At 57.3% G+C, this 20120-nt stretch carries 19 protein-coding genes; 12 read left to right on the top strand and 7 right to left on the bottom strand.

Annotation, left to right across the window (positions count from 1 at the left end):
- The first annotated feature begins 1 nt into the window (after position 1).
- The 5 genes from GQR96_RS04815 (at position 2) to GQR96_RS04795 (ending at position 5532) form a co-directional block, all read left to right on the top strand.
- Positions 2 to 1540, top strand: a complete 1539-nt coding sequence (locus GQR96_RS04815) for an FGGY-family carbohydrate kinase (RefSeq protein WP_065903456.1) — start codon at positions 2 to 4, stop codon at positions 1538 to 1540.
- Positions 1541 to 1551: 11 nt separating this feature from the next.
- Entirely contained in the window at positions 1552 to 2313 is a 762-nt protein-coding gene (locus tag GQR96_RS04810; RefSeq protein ID WP_004204674.1) for an SDR family NAD(P)-dependent oxidoreductase, read from the top strand.
- Between the two features lie 16 nt (positions 2314 to 2329).
- Entirely contained in the window at positions 2330 to 3325 is a 996-nt protein-coding gene (locus GQR96_RS04805; RefSeq protein ID WP_053810735.1) for a 2-hydroxyacid dehydrogenase, read from the top strand.
- A gap of 88 nt (positions 3326 to 3413) precedes the next feature.
- Entirely contained in the window at positions 3414 to 4676 is a 1263-nt protein-coding gene (locus GQR96_RS04800; protein WP_004204671.1) for a PTS galactitol transporter subunit IIC, read from the top strand.
- Positions 4677 to 4893: 217 nt separating this feature from the next.
- Positions 4894 to 5532, top strand: a complete 639-nt coding sequence (locus tag GQR96_RS04795; protein WP_048323085.1) for a glutathione S-transferase family protein — start codon at positions 4894 to 4896, stop codon at positions 5530 to 5532.
- A 40-nt stretch (positions 5533 to 5572) separates the two neighbouring features.
- Here the strand turns inward: GQR96_RS04795 and GQR96_RS04790 are convergent, their stop codons facing one another.
- Entirely contained in the window at positions 5573 to 6322 is a 750-nt protein-coding gene (locus GQR96_RS04790; protein ID WP_004204668.1) for an SAM-dependent methyltransferase, read from the bottom strand.
- A 57-nt stretch (positions 6323 to 6379) separates the two neighbouring features.
- Positions 6380 to 6637, bottom strand: a complete 258-nt coding sequence (locus GQR96_RS04785) for a YjhX family toxin (RefSeq protein ID WP_002889848.1) — start codon at positions 6635 to 6637, stop codon at positions 6380 to 6382.
- Between the two features lie 462 nt (positions 6638 to 7099).
- Between GQR96_RS04785 and glaH the strand changes: the two genes are divergently transcribed.
- The 6 genes from glaH (at position 7100) to csiR (ending at position 14415) form a co-directional block, all read left to right on the top strand.
- On the top strand, positions 7100 to 8077 hold the full coding sequence (gene glaH / locus GQR96_RS04780) for a glutarate dioxygenase GlaH (protein WP_025999352.1): 978 nt from the start codon (positions 7100 to 7102) through the stop codon (positions 8075 to 8077).
- A 27-nt stretch (positions 8078 to 8104) separates the two neighbouring features.
- Positions 8105 to 9373, top strand: coding sequence for an L-2-hydroxyglutarate oxidase (lhgO, locus tag GQR96_RS04775; RefSeq protein ID WP_065903454.1), 1269 nt, complete (start codon positions 8105 to 8107; stop codon positions 9371 to 9373).
- Positions 9374 to 9396: 23 nt separating this feature from the next.
- Positions 9397 to 10845: an NADP-dependent succinate-semialdehyde dehydrogenase gene (gene gabD / locus GQR96_RS04770; protein ID WP_065903451.1), complete on the top strand. Its 1449-nt coding sequence runs from the start codon at positions 9397 to 9399 to the stop codon at positions 10843 to 10845.
- 12 nt (positions 10846 to 10857) lie between these two features.
- Positions 10858 to 12141 (top strand): 4-aminobutyrate--2-oxoglutarate transaminase, encoded by a 1284-nt coding sequence (gene gabT, locus GQR96_RS04765; protein ID WP_065903449.1) that lies wholly within the window; start codon positions 10858 to 10860, stop codon positions 12139 to 12141.
- 135 nt (positions 12142 to 12276) lie between these two features.
- Positions 12277 to 13677, top strand: a complete 1401-nt coding sequence (gabP, locus tag GQR96_RS04760) for a GABA permease (protein WP_064794585.1) — start codon at positions 12277 to 12279, stop codon at positions 13675 to 13677.
- A 45-nt stretch (positions 13678 to 13722) separates the two neighbouring features.
- Positions 13723 to 14415 (top strand): DNA-binding transcriptional regulator CsiR, encoded by a 693-nt coding sequence (gene csiR, locus GQR96_RS04755; protein WP_064794568.1) that lies wholly within the window; start codon positions 13723 to 13725, stop codon positions 14413 to 14415.
- A 97-nt stretch (positions 14416 to 14512) separates the two neighbouring features.
- Here the strand turns inward: csiR and crl are convergent, their stop codons facing one another.
- The 3 genes from crl to gpt all read right to left on the bottom strand — a co-directional run bounded on the left by crl (position 14513) and on the right by gpt (position 16777).
- Complete coding sequence (crl, locus tag GQR96_RS04750; RefSeq protein WP_002889793.1) at positions 14513 to 14911, bottom strand: sigma factor-binding protein Crl; 399 nt, start codon at positions 14909 to 14911, stop codon at positions 14513 to 14515.
- Positions 14912 to 14968: 57 nt separating this feature from the next.
- Positions 14969 to 16213 (bottom strand): esterase FrsA, encoded by a 1245-nt coding sequence (frsA, locus tag GQR96_RS04745; protein ID WP_042937964.1) that lies wholly within the window; start codon positions 16211 to 16213, stop codon positions 14969 to 14971.
- A gap of 105 nt (positions 16214 to 16318) precedes the next feature.
- Positions 16319 to 16777: a xanthine phosphoribosyltransferase gene (gene gpt, locus GQR96_RS04740; protein ID WP_002889733.1), complete on the bottom strand. Its 459-nt coding sequence runs from the start codon at positions 16775 to 16777 to the stop codon at positions 16319 to 16321.
- 257 nt (positions 16778 to 17034) lie between these two features.
- Between gpt and pepD the strand changes: the two genes are divergently transcribed.
- Complete coding sequence (pepD, locus tag GQR96_RS04735) at positions 17035 to 18492, top strand: cytosol nonspecific dipeptidase (RefSeq protein ID WP_065878128.1); 1458 nt, start codon at positions 17035 to 17037, stop codon at positions 18490 to 18492.
- 48 nt (positions 18493 to 18540) lie between these two features.
- Here pepD and GQR96_RS04730 read toward each other — a convergent pair whose 3' ends face one another.
- Together GQR96_RS04730 and dinB are read right to left on the bottom strand one after the other, a co-directional pair.
- Positions 18541 to 18987: a GNAT family N-acetyltransferase gene (locus GQR96_RS04730; protein WP_065903446.1), complete on the bottom strand. Its 447-nt coding sequence runs from the start codon at positions 18985 to 18987 to the stop codon at positions 18541 to 18543.
- Between the two features lie 2 nt (positions 18988 to 18989).
- Positions 18990 to 20045, bottom strand: coding sequence for a DNA polymerase IV (dinB, locus tag GQR96_RS04725; RefSeq protein WP_004204641.1), 1056 nt, complete (start codon positions 20043 to 20045; stop codon positions 18990 to 18992).
- Positions 20046 to 20120: the final 75 nt, after the last annotated feature.

Below are 20120 nucleotides of genomic sequence, written 5' to 3'. Positions count from 1 at the left end.
AATGAAAGATGAATACGTCATGGGCATCGACAATGGTGGAACCGTCACCAAGGCAGCCATCTATGACCGTAAAGGACAGGTGCTCGCCATCGCCTCAAAATCCACGCAGATGCTGACACCCCGGGAATTCCACACAGAGCGCAGTATCGATGAGCTGTGGGCCGCTAATGTCGAAGTGATTAAAAAAACGATTGCGCAATCAGGTATCGACGCCAGCCAGATAAAAGGAGTGGCCGTCACCGGTCATGGTAACGGTCTGTATCTGGTCGACGAAGAAGGTCACCCGGTGCGTAACGGCATTATATCCACCGATAGCCGGGCAAAAGAGTACGTTGAGAGATGGCAACGCTCGCCAGAATTCCTTACCGACATTTTGCCAAAAACAATGCAGTCCATCTGGGCCGGACAACCTGTCGCCCTGCTGGCATGGCTGAAGGAGTTCGAGCCCGAGACGCTGCAAAAAGCGCGTTATATTTTTATGGTCAAGGACCTGATCCGTTTTTACCTGACCGGAGAGGCTTTTCTTGAGCTGACCGATATCTCAGGGACCAACCTGATCAACGTACGTGACTGCCAGTATGACGATGAACTACTGGCATGGTGGGGACTTGATGAACTGCGGGACAAATTGCCCCCCATCAAACGCTCAACAGAATGCTGCGGAAAAATCACTGACGACGTGGCCCGTCTGACCGGTTTATGCGCAGGTACGCCGGTTTCTGGCGGGGTGTTTGATATCTCGGCCTCTTCCATTGCCTCGGGGATTAATAGTCTCGATAAGATGGCGATCGTCACCGGCACCTGGAGCATAAACGAATACGTTACCGACCACCCGGTTATTGATAAAGATCTGTTTATGACCTCCATTTATCCCATTGAGGGTAAATGGCTCATCACCGAGGCCAGCCCCACCTCCGCGAGCAACCTGGAGTGGTTTATTAACAACTTTATGGAGAGCGACCGGAAAACCTCCGCCGAACAAGGATCGTCGGTCTATGACCTGTGCAATAAGCTGGTTTCATCAACGACGCCGGATGAAAGTCACCTGCTGTTCTTTCCGTTCGTGTTTGGCTCTAACACCATTCCCGACGCCTCGGCCGGCTTTATCGGTGTCAACAGCTTCCATAAAAAAGCCCATTTTCTGCGGGCGATTTATGAGGGCGTGGCCTTCAGCCATCTCTACCACACCGAGCGCTTACGCAATATTAACCCGAAGTTAAGCCGCACTATTCGTATTGCTGGCGGCGTCACGAACTCCCCGGTCTGGCTGCAGATATTCGCCGATATCTTCCAGGCCACGCTGGAAATCGTTGACGTCAAAGAGCACGGGACCCTGGGTACCGCGATGACCGCCGCCGTCATGGTGGGCTGGTTTGCGGAGGTATTTGCGGCCTCAAACGACATGGTCCATGTCTCACGCACCGTCTCCCCTAATCCGGAAAACCACCGGGTCTACCAGACCAAATACCAGCTTTATAAAAACCTGTTATCAGAAATGCAGTCGCCGTGGAAAAGCTGCAGCAACTACATCGCGCACTAAGTGAGGAAAAAATGGATCTGAATTTAACGAATCGTACGGCCATCGTGACAGGCGGCGCAACCGGCCTGGGGAAAGAGTTTGTTCTTTCTCTCGCCAAAGAAGGCGTCAATATCTGCTTTACCTATATGCGTGAGGAAGAGCATCCCGAACGGCTGATCGAAACGGTGAAGGCCAGCGCGAACGTAGAGATCATCGCGGTCAAAACCGATCTCTCTGACGAGCAGAGCCGGGAAAATCTGTTTGCCACCTGTATCGACAGACTGGGCAAAGCCGACATTCTGGTGAATAACGCCGGGATCTGGCTGAGCGGCTACGTCACCGAGATCAGCCCGCAGGACTGGGATCTGGTGATGAATGTCAATCTGAAAGCCATCTTCCATCTCAGCCAGCTGTTTGTAAATCACTGCCTGCAGCATGACCAGATGGGCAGCATTCTGAATATTACCTCGCAGGCCGCGTTCCACGGCTCCACGACGGGACATGCGCACTACGCGGCAAGTAAGGCCGGCCTGGTCGCCTTTGCTATCTCTCTGGCGCGGGAAGTCGCCAAACAAAAAATCAATGTGAACAATATCGCCGTCGGGATCATGGATACTGCGATGATCCGTAAGAACATTGAGCAAAACCCTGACTATTACGTCAGTCGTATTCCGGTGGGCCGCGTGGCCCAGCCGCAAGAAATTGCCGACATCGGAGTCTTCATGGTTTCTCCTAAGACCAGCTATATGACGGGAGCAACTCTGGACGTTACCGGCGGTATGTTGATGCGTTAATCTAGGGAGAATCATTATGAAATGTCTGGCAATTGCCGATCTGTTTATCAATGCAGCGATGATGGAATCAGGACTGAAAGCGCTCAGGGATAAGGGAATTGAAGTAGAAATACGCGAGTGGTCACATGACTCCGTTGAGAAACTTCAGGAAGATAATCTGCGGGTTGAACAGGAAGGAGCAGAAGCGGTGGCCTTACCGGAAGCGCTGCTTCAGGGAACGGATGATATTGACATCCTGATCACTCAGTTTGCCCCCGTCAATACTGCGGTGTTCGATAAACTACCAAAGCTGAAATATGTAGGCGTGCTCCGCGGTGGCGTTGAAAACGTGAATCTTCAGGTGGCGAACGCCCGGGGCGTTGAGGTGATAAACACACCGGGGCGTAACGCTCGCAGCGTCGCCGAATTCACGGTCGGCATGATCCTGGCGGAAATGCGCAATATCGCCCGTTCACACGATGCCCTGCGTGACAAATACTGGCGTAAAGACAGTCCGAACCATCAGGCGATCCCGGAGCTTGGCGGAAAAGTCGTGGGGCTGGTTGGCCTCGGTCATATTGCCCAACTGGTTGCGGGATTTCTCAGCGGCTTTGGCACGGAGATTATCTTTTACGATAAGTACGTTGCAGACCATGAACGTTATGAGAAAGTCGATTCTCTGGACGAACTGGTACAACGCGCCGACGTTATCTCGTTACATGCTCGCCTGACGCCGGAAACCGAAAATCTGATTAACGCACACCATTTCGCGCTAATGAAGCGCAGTGCCATCATTGTTAACACGGCACGCTCTGGGTTAATCAATGAAAAAGAGATGATTGATGCGCTCAGATCCGGGCAAATCATGGGCGCCGCGCTTGATACCTTTGATGACGAGCCACTCCCTGACGACAGTGCATTCTATACACTGAATAACGTGACCATTACGCCGCATATTGCCGGGAGTACCATTGACGCATTCAGTAATTCGCCCAAACTCTTCGCTGAGATCCTTTTAAAGAAACTCAGTTAAATACTAAAAGAACCATTAAAGGTATTAACAGGGCCCAATGGGCACGGGTTAACTCGTGCCCAATTCGCCCGCCTTTTAAGGAATCATTATGGATATTATCAACAGCATTATTAGTCTGGGGGCATCAGTAATGATGCCAGTAATATTCTTTATTATCGCGCTTTGCTTTGGCGTTAAAATCGGTACGGCATTTAAAGCAGGAATGCTGGTAGGCATTGGTTTTGAAGGGGTGGGGCTGGTGATTGGCCTGCTGCTGACAAATCTGGGCCCCGCATCGCAGGCGATGGTTGAGCGTATCGGCCTGCAGTTAACGGTCGTTGATACCGGTTGGCCTACCGCATCGACCATTGGCTGGGGTTCGCCGCTGATGCTGCCCGTCGTGGTGGGCTTTATCGTCATCAACTTGGCTATGCTTCTGTTGAAATTAACCAAAACGGTGAATATCGATATTTTTAACTACTGGATTTTCCTGATCATGGGGTCTGTGGTCTATGCCGGAACGGGAAATTACTGGCTTTCGGTCGGTATTACATTCGCTATTTTTGTGTTGACGCTATTGGCGGCAGATTTAACGGCTCCATATTTACAAAAAAACTATAATCTTAAAGGGATATCATTCCCACATCTTACCTGTATAGCTTACGTGCCGTTTGGCATTGCCTGTAATTACATCATTGATAAGATCCCGCTTATCAATAAAATCAATTTCGATCCGGAAAGTATTAATAAAAAATTCGGCGTTTTTGGCGAGCCTCTTACCCTGGGATTTGTGCTGGGACTGCTGTTGGCCTTCCTGGCGGGATATGACGTTTCTGCTGCCGTTTCACTGGCCATTAAGGTTTCAGCCGCCATGCTGCTACTGCCTAAAATGATTGAAATTCTGGTGCAGGGATTGTTGATTGTCCGTGATGCCGCTGAAGCAAAACTGAAGGCTAAATTCCCGGGGCGCGATTTTTACATCGGGATGGATACGGCGTTACTGATCGGTGAACCTTCGGTACTGGCGACCGGTCTGCTGTTAATCCCTATGGCTGTGGTGCTGTCTATCATTCTGCCCGGCAACCGCGTACTGCCCTTTGTCGATCTGGCTTCATTAATGTTCCTGCTGGCAATGGTCACGCCGTTCTGTAAACGAAATATGTTCCGCATGTTCATAACCGGAACCCTGATCGTGACCTGCATCCTGTATGTCGGGACGGACATTTCGCAAGAATACACTCAGGCGGCGGTGAACTCGCATATTCCAGTGCCGGAAGGGATGGCCGAGATCACCAATATCGTCGGCGGCGCCACGACGCCTGTCGGCTGGCTGGCCGTCAAGTTTGGCGAGTTTTTTAGTGCCACACCTTAGTACAAAACCACACAAGTAAACAGAGGGCAAACTGCTGCCCTCTGTTTCTTCCTCTTATACTGTGCACTGAATAGCTGGCTCAGCTACGCCCCTGGTTTGAACATCTGACCAGCGCGTCCGCCCCCTGCGCGGCGAGGTGGTTCATTTCTTTTGTGCCCCCTCCTCTTTTCAACCCAACCTGCTATGCTCCTTCTTTCATTATTCTCTGGAGATCCCGATGCTGACCATCTGGGGCCGAAAAACCTCCTCTAACGTGCAGGCGCTGATGTGGTGTGTTGGCGAGCTTGGGTTGGACTATCTCCGGTTCGACGTGGGGCATCGCTATGGCGGTACCGACAGCGAGGCGTTTTATCAGCTCAATCCCAATCGTACGGTGCCAGTGCTGCAGGATGACGAAAATCCGCCGCTGTGGGAAACCGGCGCGATCCTTCGCTATTTAGCCAGTCGCTACGCCGACGACGCCTTCTGGCCGGGCGAACTGCTGGCTCGTACAGAGGTTGATCGCTGGGCCGAGTGGTCAAAGCAGAATATCGCCCTCGGCTTTACGGCGCCGGTGTTCTGGCGCGTGGTGCGCACGCCCGCCGCCGAGCGGGATCCGCAGGCCATCGCCGCGGCGGTGACGGCCCTGGAGCAAAAGCTGGCGATTGCCGAGGCACGTCTCGCCGGCAGTCGCTATCTGGTGGGCGATACCTTCACCCTGGCCGATATCCAGTTTGGCCATGTGCTGTACCGCTACTTTGCAATCGATATCACCCGTCGTCCCCTCCCCCACCTTGCGGCGTATTATGCACGGCTAACCGCACGGCCCGCCTTTCGCCAGCACGTCATGGTCAGCTACGACGAGCTGAAGGTCTGAAAATGGTCGGTAGCGCCTCCTGACGCTACCGACATACCGGTTAACGCGCCATCAGGACAAACACGCCCCAGCCGAGATATTCCCGGGTCCAGGTGACGTGGTGTAGCGGCGCAGTGGTCAACTGCTGGCGAACCTCCGGCGCGAAGTCATCGTGCGGATTGGCCTCCAGCCAGCGGCGCATCGTCAGCCATTTCGCCGCTTCATAACGATCCCAGCCCTCCTGGTCGGCCAGTACCATCTCCACCACGTCATAGCCCAGTTCGCCAAAGTGAGCGACCAGCGCCGGCAGCGTCAGGAAGTCATCGGGTGACTGCGCGCCGCAGGCAACCGCTTCTTCCGCCGTGGCGGGGCGTTTGCGCCACCATGGCTCGCCGATAAGCAGCATGCCGCCTGGGTTAAGACTCTGCTTCAGTAGCGCAATCGTGCCTGCCACTCCGCCGCCGATCCACGTTGCCCCCACGCAGGCGGCAATATCGCACGGCTGGCTGGCGACATATCCGCTGGCATCCTGGTGCACAAAGGTCACCCGGTCGCTCACCCCGAGCGCCTCTGCCCGGGCGGCCGCCTGCTGACTGAATAGCAGACTCATGTCCACCCCGGTGCCGACGATCTGATGATCGCGCGCCCAGCTACAGAGCATCTCGCCGGAGCCGCTGCCGAGGTCAAGAATGGTGGTGCCCGGCGCCATTCGCAGCGCCCGTCCCAGCGTGGCGTACTTTTCCGGGGTAAAAGGGTTATGAATACGGTGTTCGCTTTCACTGATAGTAAAAATGCGAGGGATATCGATCATGGGTGTTTCTCCTTGAGAGCCATACGCCCGGGCAGCGACCCTGCCCGGGTCGCTGTATCAGCGGTTGTCCGCCTGCGCGCGAACGTTATTCAAACCGGTGGTGTTGATCCGGTACGGCTGGCCATTCACCGACTTAATCAGCTTTTTGGTTTTGAGCTTTTTGAAGACCGCGAGGGTACAGTCGCTCAGCAACAGCCCTTCCCGGGTGTAGCATTCGACGGCGGTAATGCGGCCGGAGGTATCGCGGACGTGCGCAATACGGCCACCTTTGGCGAGTACGTGTAAGGTCCGTTGTTCCTGACGGGATAAATTCATACTGAAACCTGTTCATTATCATGTGCGAAAACATGCCTACACCCGCAGGTGTGTGCGTAAGGTTTAAGCGCAGCGATAATCAGTCCGGCCTGGGCAGGTCGGGAAGCTGATTATCTGATAATGACATTCTCCAGCATCGAAGCCTCGGTGAGCATTGAAAGGTATTTACCGGCTGAATATTAACACCTTCATCTGGTAAGGGTATTGTGCAGATTAAAAACTGTGACCGGTATTACGATTTCCCGTCAGCCTACCCCCATTTTTTGCGCTATCCGCCGCTCGCTCTGCTCCTCAACTTTCACCACCACCTTATCCCCCTCCCGCATTGTTAAATAATTGTTGTCAGATCACAAAATGGAAACAAAAAGGCTATTTCGTACGCATTTTATAAAAATGTAGATATTTTTAATTTATGGCTACGAAATGAACATCACCCTGACCTTACAGCGAGGAACGATCCTGATGAACGCCCTGACCGCAGTAAAACCGACACCCGCGCCGTTAGCCCAGCAATACCCTGGCTTTACCGTCTCCCCTTCCGCCCAGTCGCCGCGCCTGCTGGAGCTCACCTTTTCCGCGGACACCACCACCCAGTTTCTGCAGCAGGTCGCGCAGTGGCCGGTGCAGGCGCTGGAGTACAAATCTTTCTTACGCTTCCAGGTGGGCAAGATCCTCGACGATCTGTGCGGCAACCAGCTGCAGCCGCTGCTGATCAAAACATTGCTCGATCGCGCGGAAGGCGCGCTGCTGATCAACGGCGAAGGGATCGATAACGTCAGCCAGGCCGAAGAGATGGTCAAGCTGGCCACCGCCGTCGCCCACCTGATTGGCCGTTCCAACTTCGACGCCATGAGCGGCCAGTATTACGCCCGCTTCGTGGTGAAAAACGTCGATAATTCCGACAGCTACCTGCGCCAGCCGCACCGGGTGATGGAGCTGCACAACGACGGTACCTACGTCGAAGAGCAAACCGACTACGTGCTGATGATGAAGATCGACGAGCAGAACATGCAGGGCGGCAATTCCCTGCTGCTGCATCTCGACGACTGGGAGCACCTCGACGAATTCTTCCGCGACCCGCTCGCCCGCCGCCCGATGCGCTGGGCCGCGCCGCCGAGCAAAAACGTCAGCAAAGATGTTTTCCACCCGGTGTTCGACGTCGACCAGCTGGGTCGCCCGGTGATGCGCTATATCGACCAGTTCGTCCAGCCGAAAGATTTCGAAGAGGGCACCTGGCTGAGCCGCCTCTCCGACGCGCTGGAGACCAGCAAAAACATTCTTTCTATACCGGTGCCGGTAGGCAAATTTCTGTTGATTAACAACCTGTTCTGGCTGCACGGCCGCGACCGCTTTACGCCGCACCCGGACCTGCGCCGCGAGCTGATGCGCCAGCGCGGCTACTTTGCGTATTCCACGAATCATTACCAGACTCATCAATAAGGGTTTTCAGGCGAAGGAATTGAGCGGATGTATGATTTCGTGATTATCGGCGGCGGCATCATCGGCATGTCGACCGCCATGCAGTTAATTGAGATTTACCCGGACGCCCGCATTGCGCTGCTGGAAAAAGAGTCCGGCCCGGCCTGCCATCAGACCGGCCACAACAGCGGCGTGATCCACGCCGGGGTGTATTACACCCCCGGCAGCCTCAAGGCGCAGTTTTGCCTCGCCGGCAACCGCGCTACCAAGGCCTTTTGCGAGCAGAACGGCATCCGCTATGACGTCTGCGGCAAGATGCTGGTCGCCACCTCGCCGCTGGAGATGGAGCGGATGCGCGCCCTGTGGGATCGCACCGCCGCCAACGGCCTGCAGCGGGAATGGCTGAGCGCCGGGGAGCTGCGCGAGCGCGAACCGAACATTACCGGACTCGGCGGGATATTCGTCCCTTCCAGCGGCATCGTCAGCTACCGCGACGTGGCGGCGGCGATGGCGAAGAACTTCGAATCGAAAGGCGGCGCCATTGTCTACAACGCCGAAGTCACCGCCCTGAAAGAACACGCCAGCGGCGTGGTGATCCGTACCCGTCAGGGCGGTGAGTATGAGGCCTCGACGCTGATTACCTGCTCCGGGCTGATGGCCGATCGGCTGGTGAAAATGCTCGGCGTCGATCCCGGGTTTATCATCTGCCCGTTCCGCGGGGAGTATTTCCAGCTTGCCCCGCAGCACAATCAGATCGTCAACCATCTGATCTATCCGATCCCCGATCCGGCGATGCCGTTCCTCGGCGTCCACCTGACCCGCATGATCGACGGCAGCGTCACCGTCGGCCCCAACGCCGTGCTGGCCCTGAAGCGCGAAGGCTATCGCAAGCGTGATATCTCGCTGGCCGATACCCTGGAGATCCTCACCTCGCCCGGCATCCGCCGGGTGCTGCAAAACAACCTGCGCTCCGGACTGGGTGAAATGAAGAATTCGCTGTGCAGAAGCGGCTATCTGCGGCTGGTGCAGAAATACTGCCCGAGCCTGACGCTCAGCGATTTACGCCCGTGGCCGGCCGGCGTGCGGGCGCAGGCGGTGTCGCCGCAAGGCAAACTGATCGACGATTTTCTCTTTGTCACCACCGCGCGTTCCATTCACACCTGTAACGCGCCGTCGCCGGCGGCGACGTCGGCTATCCCGATCGGCGCGCATATCGTCAGCAAGGTGCAGACCCTGCTGGCCAGCCAGAGCAATCCCGGACGCACGCTGCGTGCGGCACGTAGCGTGGAGACACTACACGCCGCTTTTACCCGTTAACCCCCTGAAGACAGGAAGCGATTATGCAACTCAACGATATGACTCTGTTTCGCCAGCAGGCGCTGATTGATGGTCAGTGGCGCGATGCGCCCAACGGCGACGTGATTGCGGTGACCAACCCGGCCAACGGCGAGCAGCTCGGCAGCGTGCCGAAAATGGGCGCCGACGAAACCCGACAAGCGATCGAGGCCGCTAACCGCGCCCTTCCCGCCTGGCGTGCCCTCACCGCCAAAGAGCGGGCGAACATTCTGCGCCGCTGGTTCGATCTTATGATGGAGAATCAGGACGATCTCGCTCGTCTGATGACCCTCGAGCAGGGGAAACCGCTGGCGGAAGCCAAAGGTGAAATCAGCTACGCCGCCTCCTTTATTGAATGGTTCGCTGAAGAAGGTAAACGCATTTACGGCGACACCATTCCTGGCCACCAGGCCGACAAGCGCCTGCTGGTGATTAAGCAGCCTATCGGCGTTACCGCCGCCATCACCCCGTGGAACTTCCCGGCGGCGATGATCACCCGCAAAGCGGGCCCGGCGCTGGCTGCGGGCTGCACCATGGTCCTGAAACCGGCCAGCCAGACGCCGTTTTCTGCGCTGGCGCTGGCCGAACTGGCGAATCGCGCCGGGATCCCCGCCGGGGTGTTCAACGTGGTCACCGGCTCAGCCGGCGCGGTCGGCGGCGAACTGACCAGTAACCCGCTGGTGCGCAAGCTCTCCTTTACCGGCTCGACCGAGATTGGCCGCCAGCTGATGGAGCAGTGCGCGAAAGACATCAAAAAAGTCTCCCTGGAGCTGGGCGGCAACGCGCCGTTTATCGTCTTCGACGATGCCGACCTCGACAAAGCCGTCCAGGGGGCGCTGGCATCGAAGTTCCGCAACGCCGGGCAAACCTGCGTCTGCGCTAACCGCCTGTACGTCCAGGACGGGGTGTATGACCGTTTCGCCGAGAAGCTGCAGCAGGCGGTGGAAAAACTGCGCATTGGCGACGGCCTGCAGGACGGGGTCACCACCGGCCCGCTGATCGACGAGAAAGCCGTCGCCAAAGTTGAAGAACACATTGCCGACGCCATCGCCAAAGGCGCGAAGGTGGTCACCGGCGGCAAACCGCACGCCCTGGGCGGCAACTTCTTCCAGCCGACCATCCTGGTCAACGTTCCTGACAGCGCCAAAGTGGCGAAGGAGGAGACCTTCGGCCCGCTGGCCCCTCTGTTCCGCTTTAAAGATGAAGCCGACGTCATTGCCCAGGCCAACGATACCGAGTTCGGCCTCGCCGCCTATTTCTACGCCCGCGATCTGAGCCGCGTGTTCCGCGTCGGCGAAGCGCTGGAGTACGGCATCATCGGCATCAATACCGGCATTATCTCCACCGAAGTCGCTCCGTTCGGCGGCGTTAAGGCCTCCGGCCTCGGCCGCGAAGGGTCGAAGTACGGTATCGAAGACTACTTAGAAATCAAATACATGTGCATTGGCCTTTAACAGGAGTGTCGGATGAACAGCAATAAAGCATTAATGGCGCGTCGCAGCGACGCGGTCCCGCGCGGCGTCGGCCAGATCCATCCTATCTTCGCCGAGCGCGCGGAGAACTGCCTGGTGTGGGACGTCGAAGGGCGGGAATATCTCGATTTTGCCGGGGGGATCGCGGTGCTCAATACCGGCCACCTGCATCCGCAGATCGTCGCCGCCGTGGAGGACCAGCTGAAAAAGCTGTCCCATACCTGCTTCCAGGTGCTGGCCTACGAGCCCTACCTGGCGCTGTGCGAAAAGATGAACCAGAAGGTGCCAGGTGATTTCGCCAAGAAAACCCTGCTGGTCACCACTGGGTCGGAAGCGGTGGAGAACGCGGTGAAGATCGCCCGCGCGGCAACCGGGCGCAGCGGCGCTATCGCCTTCACCGGCGCCTATCACGGCCGTACCCACTACACCCTGTCGCTGACCGGTAAAGTGAATCCTTACTCCGCCGGTATGGGCTTAATGCCGGGCCACGTCTATCGCGCCCTCTACCCGTGCGCGCTGCACGGCGTCAGCGATGACGAGGCGATCGCCAGCATCCATCGCATCTTCAAAAACGATGCCGGGCCGGAAGATATCGCCGCCATCATTATCGAGCCGGTGCAGGGTGAAGGCGGATTCTATGCCGCCTCCCCGGCCTTTATGCAGCGCCTGCGCGCTCTGTGCGACGAGCACGGCATTATGCTCATCGCCGATGAGGTTCAGAGCGGCGCGGGCCGCACCGGTACCCTGTTCGCCATGGAGCAGATGGGCGTCGCGGCGGATATCACCACCTTCGCCAAATCCATCGCCGGCGGTTTCCCGCTGGCGGGCGTCACCGGCCGTGCGGAGGTGATGGACGCCATCGCCCCCGGCGGACTGGGCGGCACCTACGCCGGCAACCCCATCGCCTGCGCCGCCGCCCTGGCGGTATTGCAGATTTTCGAGCAGGAAAACCTGCTGGAAAAAGCCAACCAGCTCGGCGATACCCTGCGCCAGGGCCTGCTGGCGATCGCTGAAGAGCATCCGGAGATCGGCGATGTCCGTGGTCTGGGAGCGATGATCGCCATCGAGCTGTTTGAAGAGGGCGACCGCAGCAGACCGAACGCAAGACTCACGGCGGATATCGTCGCCCGCGCGCGCGACAAAGGCCTGATCCTGCTCTCCTGCGGGCCGTACTACAACGTACTGCGCATCCTGGTGCCACTGACCATCGAAGAGGCGCAGATCGAGCAGGGGCTGAAGATCATCGCCGACTGCTTTACCGAGGCAAAACAGGCATAGAACAACAGATATGCGGACATGAAGTACGTTAGTAAGGGAATGAAGACGAGACCTGCAAAACAACAATAATACGCGTGCCCCGGCGCGGGAATGTCGGGGCGCTCTCCCAGGTGACACACTTCGAGAGGGTAAATGATGGGGCAACTGTCGCAATCACAGGATTTAGGGGCGGGACTGAAGTCGCGCCACGTCACAATGTTATCTATCGCCGGGGTGATCGGCGCGAGTTTATTTGTCGGATCCAGCGTCGCCATTGCCGAGGCGGGCCCGGCGGTGCTGCTGGCCTATCTGTTTGCCGGGCTGCTGGTGGTGATGATTATGCGTATGCTGGCCGAAATGGCGGTCGCCACGCCGGATACCGGCTCCTTTTCCACCTATGCTGATAAAGCCATCGGCCGCTGGGCGGGGTATACCATCGGCTGGCTGTACTGGTGGTTTTGGGTCCTGGTTATTCCGCTGGAAGCCAATATCGCGGCGATTATTTTGCATTCATGGGTGCCGGGCGTCCCGGTGTGGTTGTTCTCCCTGGTCATCACCCTCGCCCTCACCGGCAGTAACCTGCTGAGCGTCAAAAACTACGGCGAATTCGAGTTCTGGCTGGCGCTGTGCAAAGTGGTCGCTATTCTGGCGTTTATCGTACTGGGCGCGGTCGCCATTACCGGTTTTTATCCCTATGCCGAGGTGAGCGGCATTTCGCGGCTGTGGGATCACGGCGGCTTTATGCCCAACGGCTTCGGCGCGGTGCTCAGCGCGATGCTGATCACCATGTTCTCGTTTATGGGCGCGGAGATTGTCACCATTGCCGCCGCCGAATCAGATACTCCGGATAAACATATCGTGCGCGCCACCAACTCGGTGATCTGGCGTATCTCTATTTTTTATCTGTGCTCGATCTTTATCGTCGTCGCCCTCATCCCGTGGAATATGCCGGGGCTGAAGAGCATCGGCTCCTACCGCTCGGTGCTCGAGCTGCTGCATATTCCCTATGCCAAGCTGATTATGGACGGCGTGATCCTCCTGTCGGTCACCAGCTGTCTGAACTCGGCGCTGTATACCGCTTCGCGGATGCTCTACTCCCTGAGCCGCCGCGGCGATGCGCCGGCCATCATGGGCCGGACCAACCGCAGCAAAACGCCGTACGTGGCGGTGCTCCTCTCCACCGGCGCGGCATTCCTCACCGTGGTGGTGAACTACTACGCGCCTGCCAAGGTGTTTAAATTCCTCATCGACAGCTCCGGCGCCATCGCTCTGCTGGTCTATCTGGTGATCGCCGTTTCGCAACTGCGGATGCGTAAAATCCTTCAGGCGCAAGGTGGCGAGATCCGTCTCAGAATGTGGCTCTATCCGTACCTGACCTGGCTGGTGATCGCCTTTATCACCTTCGTGTTGGTGGTGATGCTGTTCCGTCCGGCGCAGCAGCTGGAGGTGCTCTCTACCGGCCTGTTAGCATTGGGAATTATTTGTACGGTACCGATTATGTCGCGCTGGAAAAAGCTGGTATTGTGGCAAAAACTGCCGCTGCAAAATACGCGTTAACCCTCTTCCCGGCGCCCGCCGGGAAGAGTATTCAGGAGTAAGAACATGACCGCCATTCCCCAGGCGACGGCCATTGACGGATACCGTTGGTTAAAAAACGACATCATCCGCGGGGTCTACCAACCCGATGAGAAGCTGCGGATGAGCCTGTTGACCTCGCGCTATGCCCTGGGGGTCGGTCCGCTGCGCGAGGCGCTTTCGCAGCTGGTGGCCGAGCGGCTGGTGACGGTGGTCAATCAGAAAGGCTATCGGGTAGCGCCCATGTCGGAACAGGAGCTTCTCGATATCTTCGACGCGCGCGCCAACATGGAAGCCATGCTGGTGCGCCTCGCCATTGAGCGCGGCGGCGATGAGTGGGAAGCCGAGCTGCTGGCTCGCGCCCATCTGCTCAACAAGCTGGAGTCGTGCGAAGCGAGTGAGCACTTACTCGATGAATGGGACCAGCGCCATCAGGCATTTCACACCGCCATCGTCGCCGGCTGCGGTTCGCAGTATCTGCTGCAGATGCGCGAACGGCTGTTCGACCTGGCGGCCCGCTACCGCTTCATCTGGCTGCGCACCACTGTGCTGTCGGTGGAGATGCTGGAAGATAAGCATGTCCAGCATCAGACTCTGGTGGACGCTATTCTGGCGCGCGACGCTGAACAGGCCAGCGCGCTGATGCGCGAGCACTTACTGACTCCGATCCCGATTATTCAGCAGGCGATGGCCGGCAAGCTGCAGCCGCAGGTAGTGTGAGTCAGATGGCGGGGTTGAGCGTAGGGGTATGGCGGCAACGTCTTCGTCACGCTCCTCCACGCCGCACGGGCGTGGAGAAATCGTATCCGTAGATCAATCAAGCCCGCAGACGAACCGGCTCGCTGAAATCGTCGGCCGGTTCCAGCTTCAGATTAAACGTGGTCAGCAGCGCTGCCGCGCGCTCGTGAAATTCGCGCAGCGTTTTTTCCAGTCTGTCGCTCACTTCCGGGTCGTCAATGTCGACCGCCTGCCATGACCCTTCTTTATTGAACAGACCAAACTGGTAGCTATAGGTGAAACGTGACTCTTGTGCTTCCATTTCCATCCACCAGCCCCAGAATTCACGCTTCTCCGGCGCGGGCTTAACATTGACGCAAACTGCCAGGCAATCGAAAAAGAAACGGTTGTCATGGCACTGCTCTTCGCGAATGTAAGGCCCTAGCGCCGTGAATTTCTTGATCAACTTACTTTTCAGGTGTCCACTCGGTAACGTCATTGCGATCTCCTTTAGTGATGCAACTGTTTTACCAAACCAATAGAATTTAGCAATAAATTAACCAAATCTATGATTGATCCAGCGGGCGATCTGTCGCAATGCGTGATCAAAATTGCGATACACCGGGTTAAACGGGATCTCCAGCAGTTTGCCATCGGCAGATGACGAGGTGATTAACCGCGACTCCTCTTCAGGGCTGAACGGATCATCCTTCCAGAAGCCGGAGAGCATCGGCGTCGGGCAACGGCGCCCCAGCAGTCCCTGGGTTTTGAGCGAATAGCGATTGAGCTCCACGCGCAGCGCTTCATCGGATGCGTCATGCATGCCCAGCCGCGAGGCCAGCACGTCGAGATACATCTCCGGCACGCGCCCCTGATGCAGGGGATCCACCAGCAGACCGTGGACCACCGGCCCCAGACAGGCTACGGCCTTCAGCCGCTGCGGCTCCAGGTAACCGAGACGCACCGCGATATTGGCGCCAAAGCGGAAGCCGAAGGCGGCGACTCGGGTATGGTCAATCCACGGCACATTTTCCAGATGGCGCAGCGCGTGCTGATGCAGCAGGCTGGTGTCCTGATTCAGCGTCCATTTTGATGAGAAGCCGATGGAGGGCATATCAAGGGTCAGCATGGCAATGCCGAGCGGTGAGAAGTAGTTTTCATACAGGTTGTAATAATCGGTCTGCAGCGAGTCCAGCCCCCCGCACATCAGCACCGTCGGAAACGGCCCCTCGCCTTTCGGCATATGCAAAAAGCCGGTTATCGGCGAGCCGCCAGGGATAGTAAACTCCAGCTCGCGCAGGGCGCCAGGCAGTCGCTGGGCGGCCTCTTCATACGCCCGGTTGGCTAAAGCCTGCGCCTGTTCCGCCAGCTCATCGCCTTTGATATGCGGATAAGCGGCAATGCTGTACAAGTTCGAAGCATGCAGCCAGTGGCGGCCGCTCAGCAAAGGATCGGCTTCCTGCCCGGCCTTTTGCTGCCACTGCATGGCTTCTTTCGCCCACTCAAAAATCCAGTTGCCGCCGCGATAGCCGATAACGGTATCGAACAGCTCGGGATCGGTTCGTTCGGCCTCGCTCATCACAATGCGCGCTTGCACATCGAGGATCTCCTGCGGGGTTACGCCGCGCCAGATCCACATTAAGCGATTGATCAGACGGTACCAGTGATCGACGTGATTGCCGCTCAGCGCTGACTGCATCGCCTGGGGTTTTCCGGCAGAAAACCGGCGCACCAGCGTAGAGGTTTCTGGATGTTTGAAGCGAGGTTTAAACAGCGTTTCGCTAAGGTTAGCCTGTGACATGTGCAGTCTCCGTCGTAGTGCCACTCCGGATATTGTAACCTGCTAAAGGATAAAAAAAACCACGCCCGGCAAGCCGGGCGTGGTAAATAGCACTGTCCTGAAGAATTAACGACCTGCGATAGGCGGTACAAACACCACGCCCATATCCCACGGCTGTTCAATCCAGGTATCCTGCGGAATATCAACCACGTAATCATCAACCAGCGGACGGCCTGCCGGTTTGGCGAAAATGGTGACAAAGTGCGCTTTGGGATACATTTCGCGGATCGCCACAGCGGTCCCGCCGGTATCCACCAGATCGTCGATAACAATAAAGCCTTCGCCATCGCCTTCCGCACGTTTCAGCACTTTCAGCTCGCGCTGGTTATCATGGTCGTAGCTGGAGATGCATACGGTATCAACATGACGAATGCCCAGTTCACGCGCCAGTAACGCTCCCGGTACCAGTCCGCCGCGGCTAACGGCAATAATGCCTTTCCATTGCTCAACCGGCAGCAGACGGCTGGCCAGTTTGCGGGCGTGAATCTGCAACATGTCCCAGGTGACGACGTATTTTTCGCTCATGTGAAGTGTCCCAGCCTGTGTAATACGGCTTAAATAATGTTCGAGGGGGAAAATGGTTGCGCGAGATTATAGAGATCTGACGCACTAAAAACCAGTATTAAGCGGTTTGCGCAACGCTTTTTGCGTTGTTTACACTACCTGCGGCGGTGGAAAGTGGTATTCTCAACCCCATCGCGCAAGCCCGGGCTTGTTGTGTATTTTAACGCTAACCCTCGTCCTGCAACCGCTGTATGCAGGAGTCTGTAAGGAGACTTACCGTGTCTGAACTGTCTCAACTATCCCCGCAGCCGCTTTGGGATATTTTTGCCAAGATTTGCTCCATCCCGCACCCGTCCTATCACGAAGAACAGCTCGCCGAGCACATTATGGGTTGGGCAAAAGAAAAAGGCTTACATGCGGAACGCGACCAGGTTGGCAACATTCTGATTCGTAAAGGCGCGACTGCCGGTATGGAAAACCGTAAGCCGGTAGCGCTGCAGGCGCACCTCGATATGGTGCCGCAGAAAAATAACGACACCATCCACGACTTCGCCAAAGATCCGATTCAGCCGTACATTGACGGCGAATGGGTGAAAGCGCGCGGCACCACGCTGGGCGCGGACAACGGTATCGGGATGGCGTCCGCACTGGCGGTACTGGCCGACGACAGCGTCGCTCACGGCCCGCTGGAAGTGCTGCTGACCATGACCGAAGAAGCCGGCATGGACGGTGCCTTCGGTCTGCAGGCCAACTGGCTGCAGGCCGATATCCTGATCAACACCGACTCCGAAGAAGAAGGCGAAATCTACATGGGTTGCGCCGGCGGGATCGATTTCACCTCTAACCTGGCGCTGACCCGCGAAGCGATTCCGGCCGGGTTCCAGAGCTTTAAAGTCACCTTAAAAGGGCTGAAAGGCGGCCACTCCGGCGGTGATATTCACCTTGGTCTGGGTAACGCCAACAAGCTGCTGTCGCGCTTCCTCGCCGGCCACGCCGATGAGCTGGATCTGCGTCTGGTCGATTTCAACGGCGGCACGTTGCGCAACGCCATCCCGCGTGAAGCTTACGCTACTGTCGCCGTCGCCGCGGATAAAGCCGATGCGCTGAAAGCGCTGGTGAATACTTACCAGGCGCTGCTGAAAAACGAGCTGGAGGCCAAAGAGAAGAACCTGGTGGTGCTCCTGGAAGCGGTCGATAACGACAAAGCGGCGCTGACTCAGGCTTCCCGCGACACTTTCATCCGTCTGCTGAACGCCACGCCGAACGGGGTTATCCGCAACTCTGACGTGGCGAAAGGCGTAGTGGAAACTTCGCTGAACGTCGGCGTCGTCACCATGACCGATGACAACGTACAGATCCACTGCCTGATCCGCTCGCTGATCGACAGCGGCAAAGACTACGTGGTCAGCATGCTGGATTCTCTGGGTAAGCTGGCGGGGGCGAAAACCGAAGCCAAAGGCGCTTACCCTGGCTGGCAACCGGACGCCAATTCGCCGGTGATGCACCTGGTGCGCGAGACCTATCAGCGTCTGTTCAACAAGACGCCGAACATCCAGATCATCCACGCCGGTCTGGAATGCGGCCTGTTCAAAAAACCGTATCCGGAAATGGACATGGTCTCCATCGGGCCGACCATTACTGGTCCACACTCTCCGGATGAGCAGGTACATATCGAAAGCGTCGGCCAGTACTGGACGCTGCTGACCGAGCTGCTGAAAGCCATTCCGGCTAAATAAGCACTACCACCGGCGGCAGTCCGCCGCCGGTTTTTCACCCGCCTCACCTTAGCGACCCGCGCTTTCCATCCGGTAGTTAATAAACCACTCTCCGCGCGCCGCTACCCGCTGCTCAGCCACCACCTTAAAGCCATGGGCTGTAAAACAGGGTTTCGCCGTAATGCTGGCGTCCACCGTCAGGATTTGCGCAGGATACTGAGCGCAGAGCGCCTCGATAAGCGCGCCGCCAATACCCTGCCGGCCATGATCCGGCGAGACGAAGAGTAAATCGATATGCGTCCCGATGGCGGTGATAAAGCCAACCGGTTGATGCTCTACTTCCGCCACCAGCCCGATTGAATCAGCCAGCTTTTGCCGCCAGCGCGTCTCATCCACCTGCGCCCAGGCCGCAATCTGCGCCGGGGTATAGTCCCGGCTGGCCGTTTCCCGCACCGCGCGCAGAAAGATCTGGCAGAGCAGTGGCAAATCGCTGTCGCGGTAAGGGCGAATGTGCATGGTTAAATCCCTAATAAAAGCTGTCTTTCCAGCTGCGGATCGAGCAGCGTTACGTGGAGCCCAACCAGACGCACGCCACGTCCGCCACGGCGCTCATCCCAGGCCTTGTGCGCGGTGGCAATCAGATCCGCTTTGTTCAGCCGCGGCCAGACGTGCTCCTGGGTGGTCAGCTGGAAGTCATTGAATTTCAGTTTAATCCCCTGACGGGCGATCAGCAGGTCCGGTTTAACCTTCGCCAGCCGGCGCTCCAGCTCCGGGTAGAGGTTTTCGATTATCGCTTCGCACTCCGGCCATTCGTGAATATCTTCCGCCAGGGTGCGCTCCACGCCCACCGACTTGCGCTGCCGGTCGTTATGGATTTCCCGCTCATCAATCCCGTGGCTGCGCTCCCACAAAATACGGCCAAATTTACCGAAGCGCTTAAGCAGCATGGCCAGATCGCTGTTCTGCACATCGCCACAGGTACGCAGGCCCATATTTTCCAGCTTCGCTGCCGATACCTTCCCGACGCCGGGTATTTTCGCCAGCGGCAGCGCCCGCACAAACTCAGCCACCTGATGGGGAGCGATAACGAACTGGCCGTTGGGTTTATTCATGTCAGAGGCGATTTTGGCAAGAAACTTTACCGGCGCGACCCCCGCCGAGGCGGTGAGGCGCAGCTCCCGTTCAATGGTTTCGCGGATCTCCTGGGCTATCAGGGTGGCCGACCCGTGACAATGCACGCTGTCGCTGACGTCAAGATAGGCTTCATCCAGCGACAGCGGCTCAATGCGCGAGGTGTAGCGGGAGAAAATTTCGCGGATATGGTTCGAGGCTTCTTTGTAGGCATCGAAGCGGCCGGGAAGCAGTGTGAGATGCGGGCACAGCTTGAGCGCTGTCGCCGTCGGCATAGCGCTGCGCACGCCAAACTTGCGCGCAGGATAGTTCGCGGTACTAATCACGCCACGCTGTACCCGACTGCCGCCTATTGCGAGGGGGATATCGCGCAACGCCGGGTTGTCGCGCATCTCCACCGCCGCAAAGAAACAGTCCATATCGACATGGATAATTTTACGCATCGTCAGACTCAACACTGTATACCCATACAGCATAGCAAAACTCGCTGCGAATTTGATGCTTTTTTTATTTCATCG

Source organism: Klebsiella sp. PCX, assembly GCF_021869705.1.
Classification (GTDB): Bacteria; Pseudomonadota; Gammaproteobacteria; order Enterobacterales; family Enterobacteriaceae; genus Klebsiella; species Klebsiella quasipneumoniae.
Note: the sequence above shows the minus strand (reverse complement) of the source record. Positions and strands in the feature narration are given on the sequence as shown.

Coding starts and splice junctions, on each gene's coding strand:
- frsA (WP_042937964.1), bottom strand. CDS start 16,213: ATGTCACAGGCTAACCTTAGCGAAACGCTGTTTAAACCTCGCTTCAAA.
- GQR96_RS04795 (WP_048323085.1), top strand. CDS start 4,894: ATGCTGACCATCTGGGGCCGAAAAACCTCCTCTAACGTGCAGGCGCTG.
- GQR96_RS04790 (WP_004204668.1), bottom strand. CDS start 6,322: ATGATCGATATCCCTCGCATTTTTACTATCAGTGAAAGCGAACACCGT.
- gabP (WP_064794585.1), top strand. CDS start 12,277: ATGGGGCAACTGTCGCAATCACAGGATTTAGGGGCGGGACTGAAGTCG.
- csiR (WP_064794568.1), top strand. CDS start 13,723: ATGACCGCCATTCCCCAGGCGACGGCCATTGACGGATACCGTTGGTTA.
- glaH (WP_025999352.1), top strand. CDS start 7,100: ATGAACGCCCTGACCGCAGTAAAACCGACACCCGCGCCGTTAGCCCAG.
- GQR96_RS04815 (WP_065903456.1), top strand. CDS start 2: ATGAAAGATGAATACGTCATGGGCATCGACAATGGTGGAACCGTCACC.
- gabD (WP_065903451.1), top strand. CDS start 9,397: ATGCAACTCAACGATATGACTCTGTTTCGCCAGCAGGCGCTGATTGAT.
- GQR96_RS04800 (WP_004204671.1), top strand. CDS start 3,414: ATGGATATTATCAACAGCATTATTAGTCTGGGGGCATCAGTAATGATG.
- dinB (WP_004204641.1), bottom strand. CDS start 20,045: ATGCGTAAAATTATCCATGTCGATATGGACTGTTTCTTTGCGGCGGTG.
- gabT (WP_065903449.1), top strand. CDS start 10,858: ATGAACAGCAATAAAGCATTAATGGCGCGTCGCAGCGACGCGGTCCCG.
- GQR96_RS04785 (WP_002889848.1), bottom strand. CDS start 6,637: ATGAATTTATCCCGTCAGGAACAACGGACCTTACACGTACTCGCCAAA.
- GQR96_RS04810 (WP_004204674.1), top strand. CDS start 1,552: ATGGATCTGAATTTAACGAATCGTACGGCCATCGTGACAGGCGGCGCA.
- GQR96_RS04730 (WP_065903446.1), bottom strand. CDS start 18,987: ATGCACATTCGCCCTTACCGCGACAGCGATTTGCCACTGCTCTGCCAG.
- gpt (WP_002889733.1), bottom strand. CDS start 16,777: ATGAGCGAAAAATACGTCGTCACCTGGGACATGTTGCAGATTCACGCC.
- lhgO (WP_065903454.1), top strand. CDS start 8,105: ATGTATGATTTCGTGATTATCGGCGGCGGCATCATCGGCATGTCGACC.
- GQR96_RS04805 (WP_053810735.1), top strand. CDS start 2,330: ATGAAATGTCTGGCAATTGCCGATCTGTTTATCAATGCAGCGATGATG.
- crl (WP_002889793.1), bottom strand. CDS start 14,911: ATGACGTTACCGAGTGGACACCTGAAAAGTAAGTTGATCAAGAAATTC.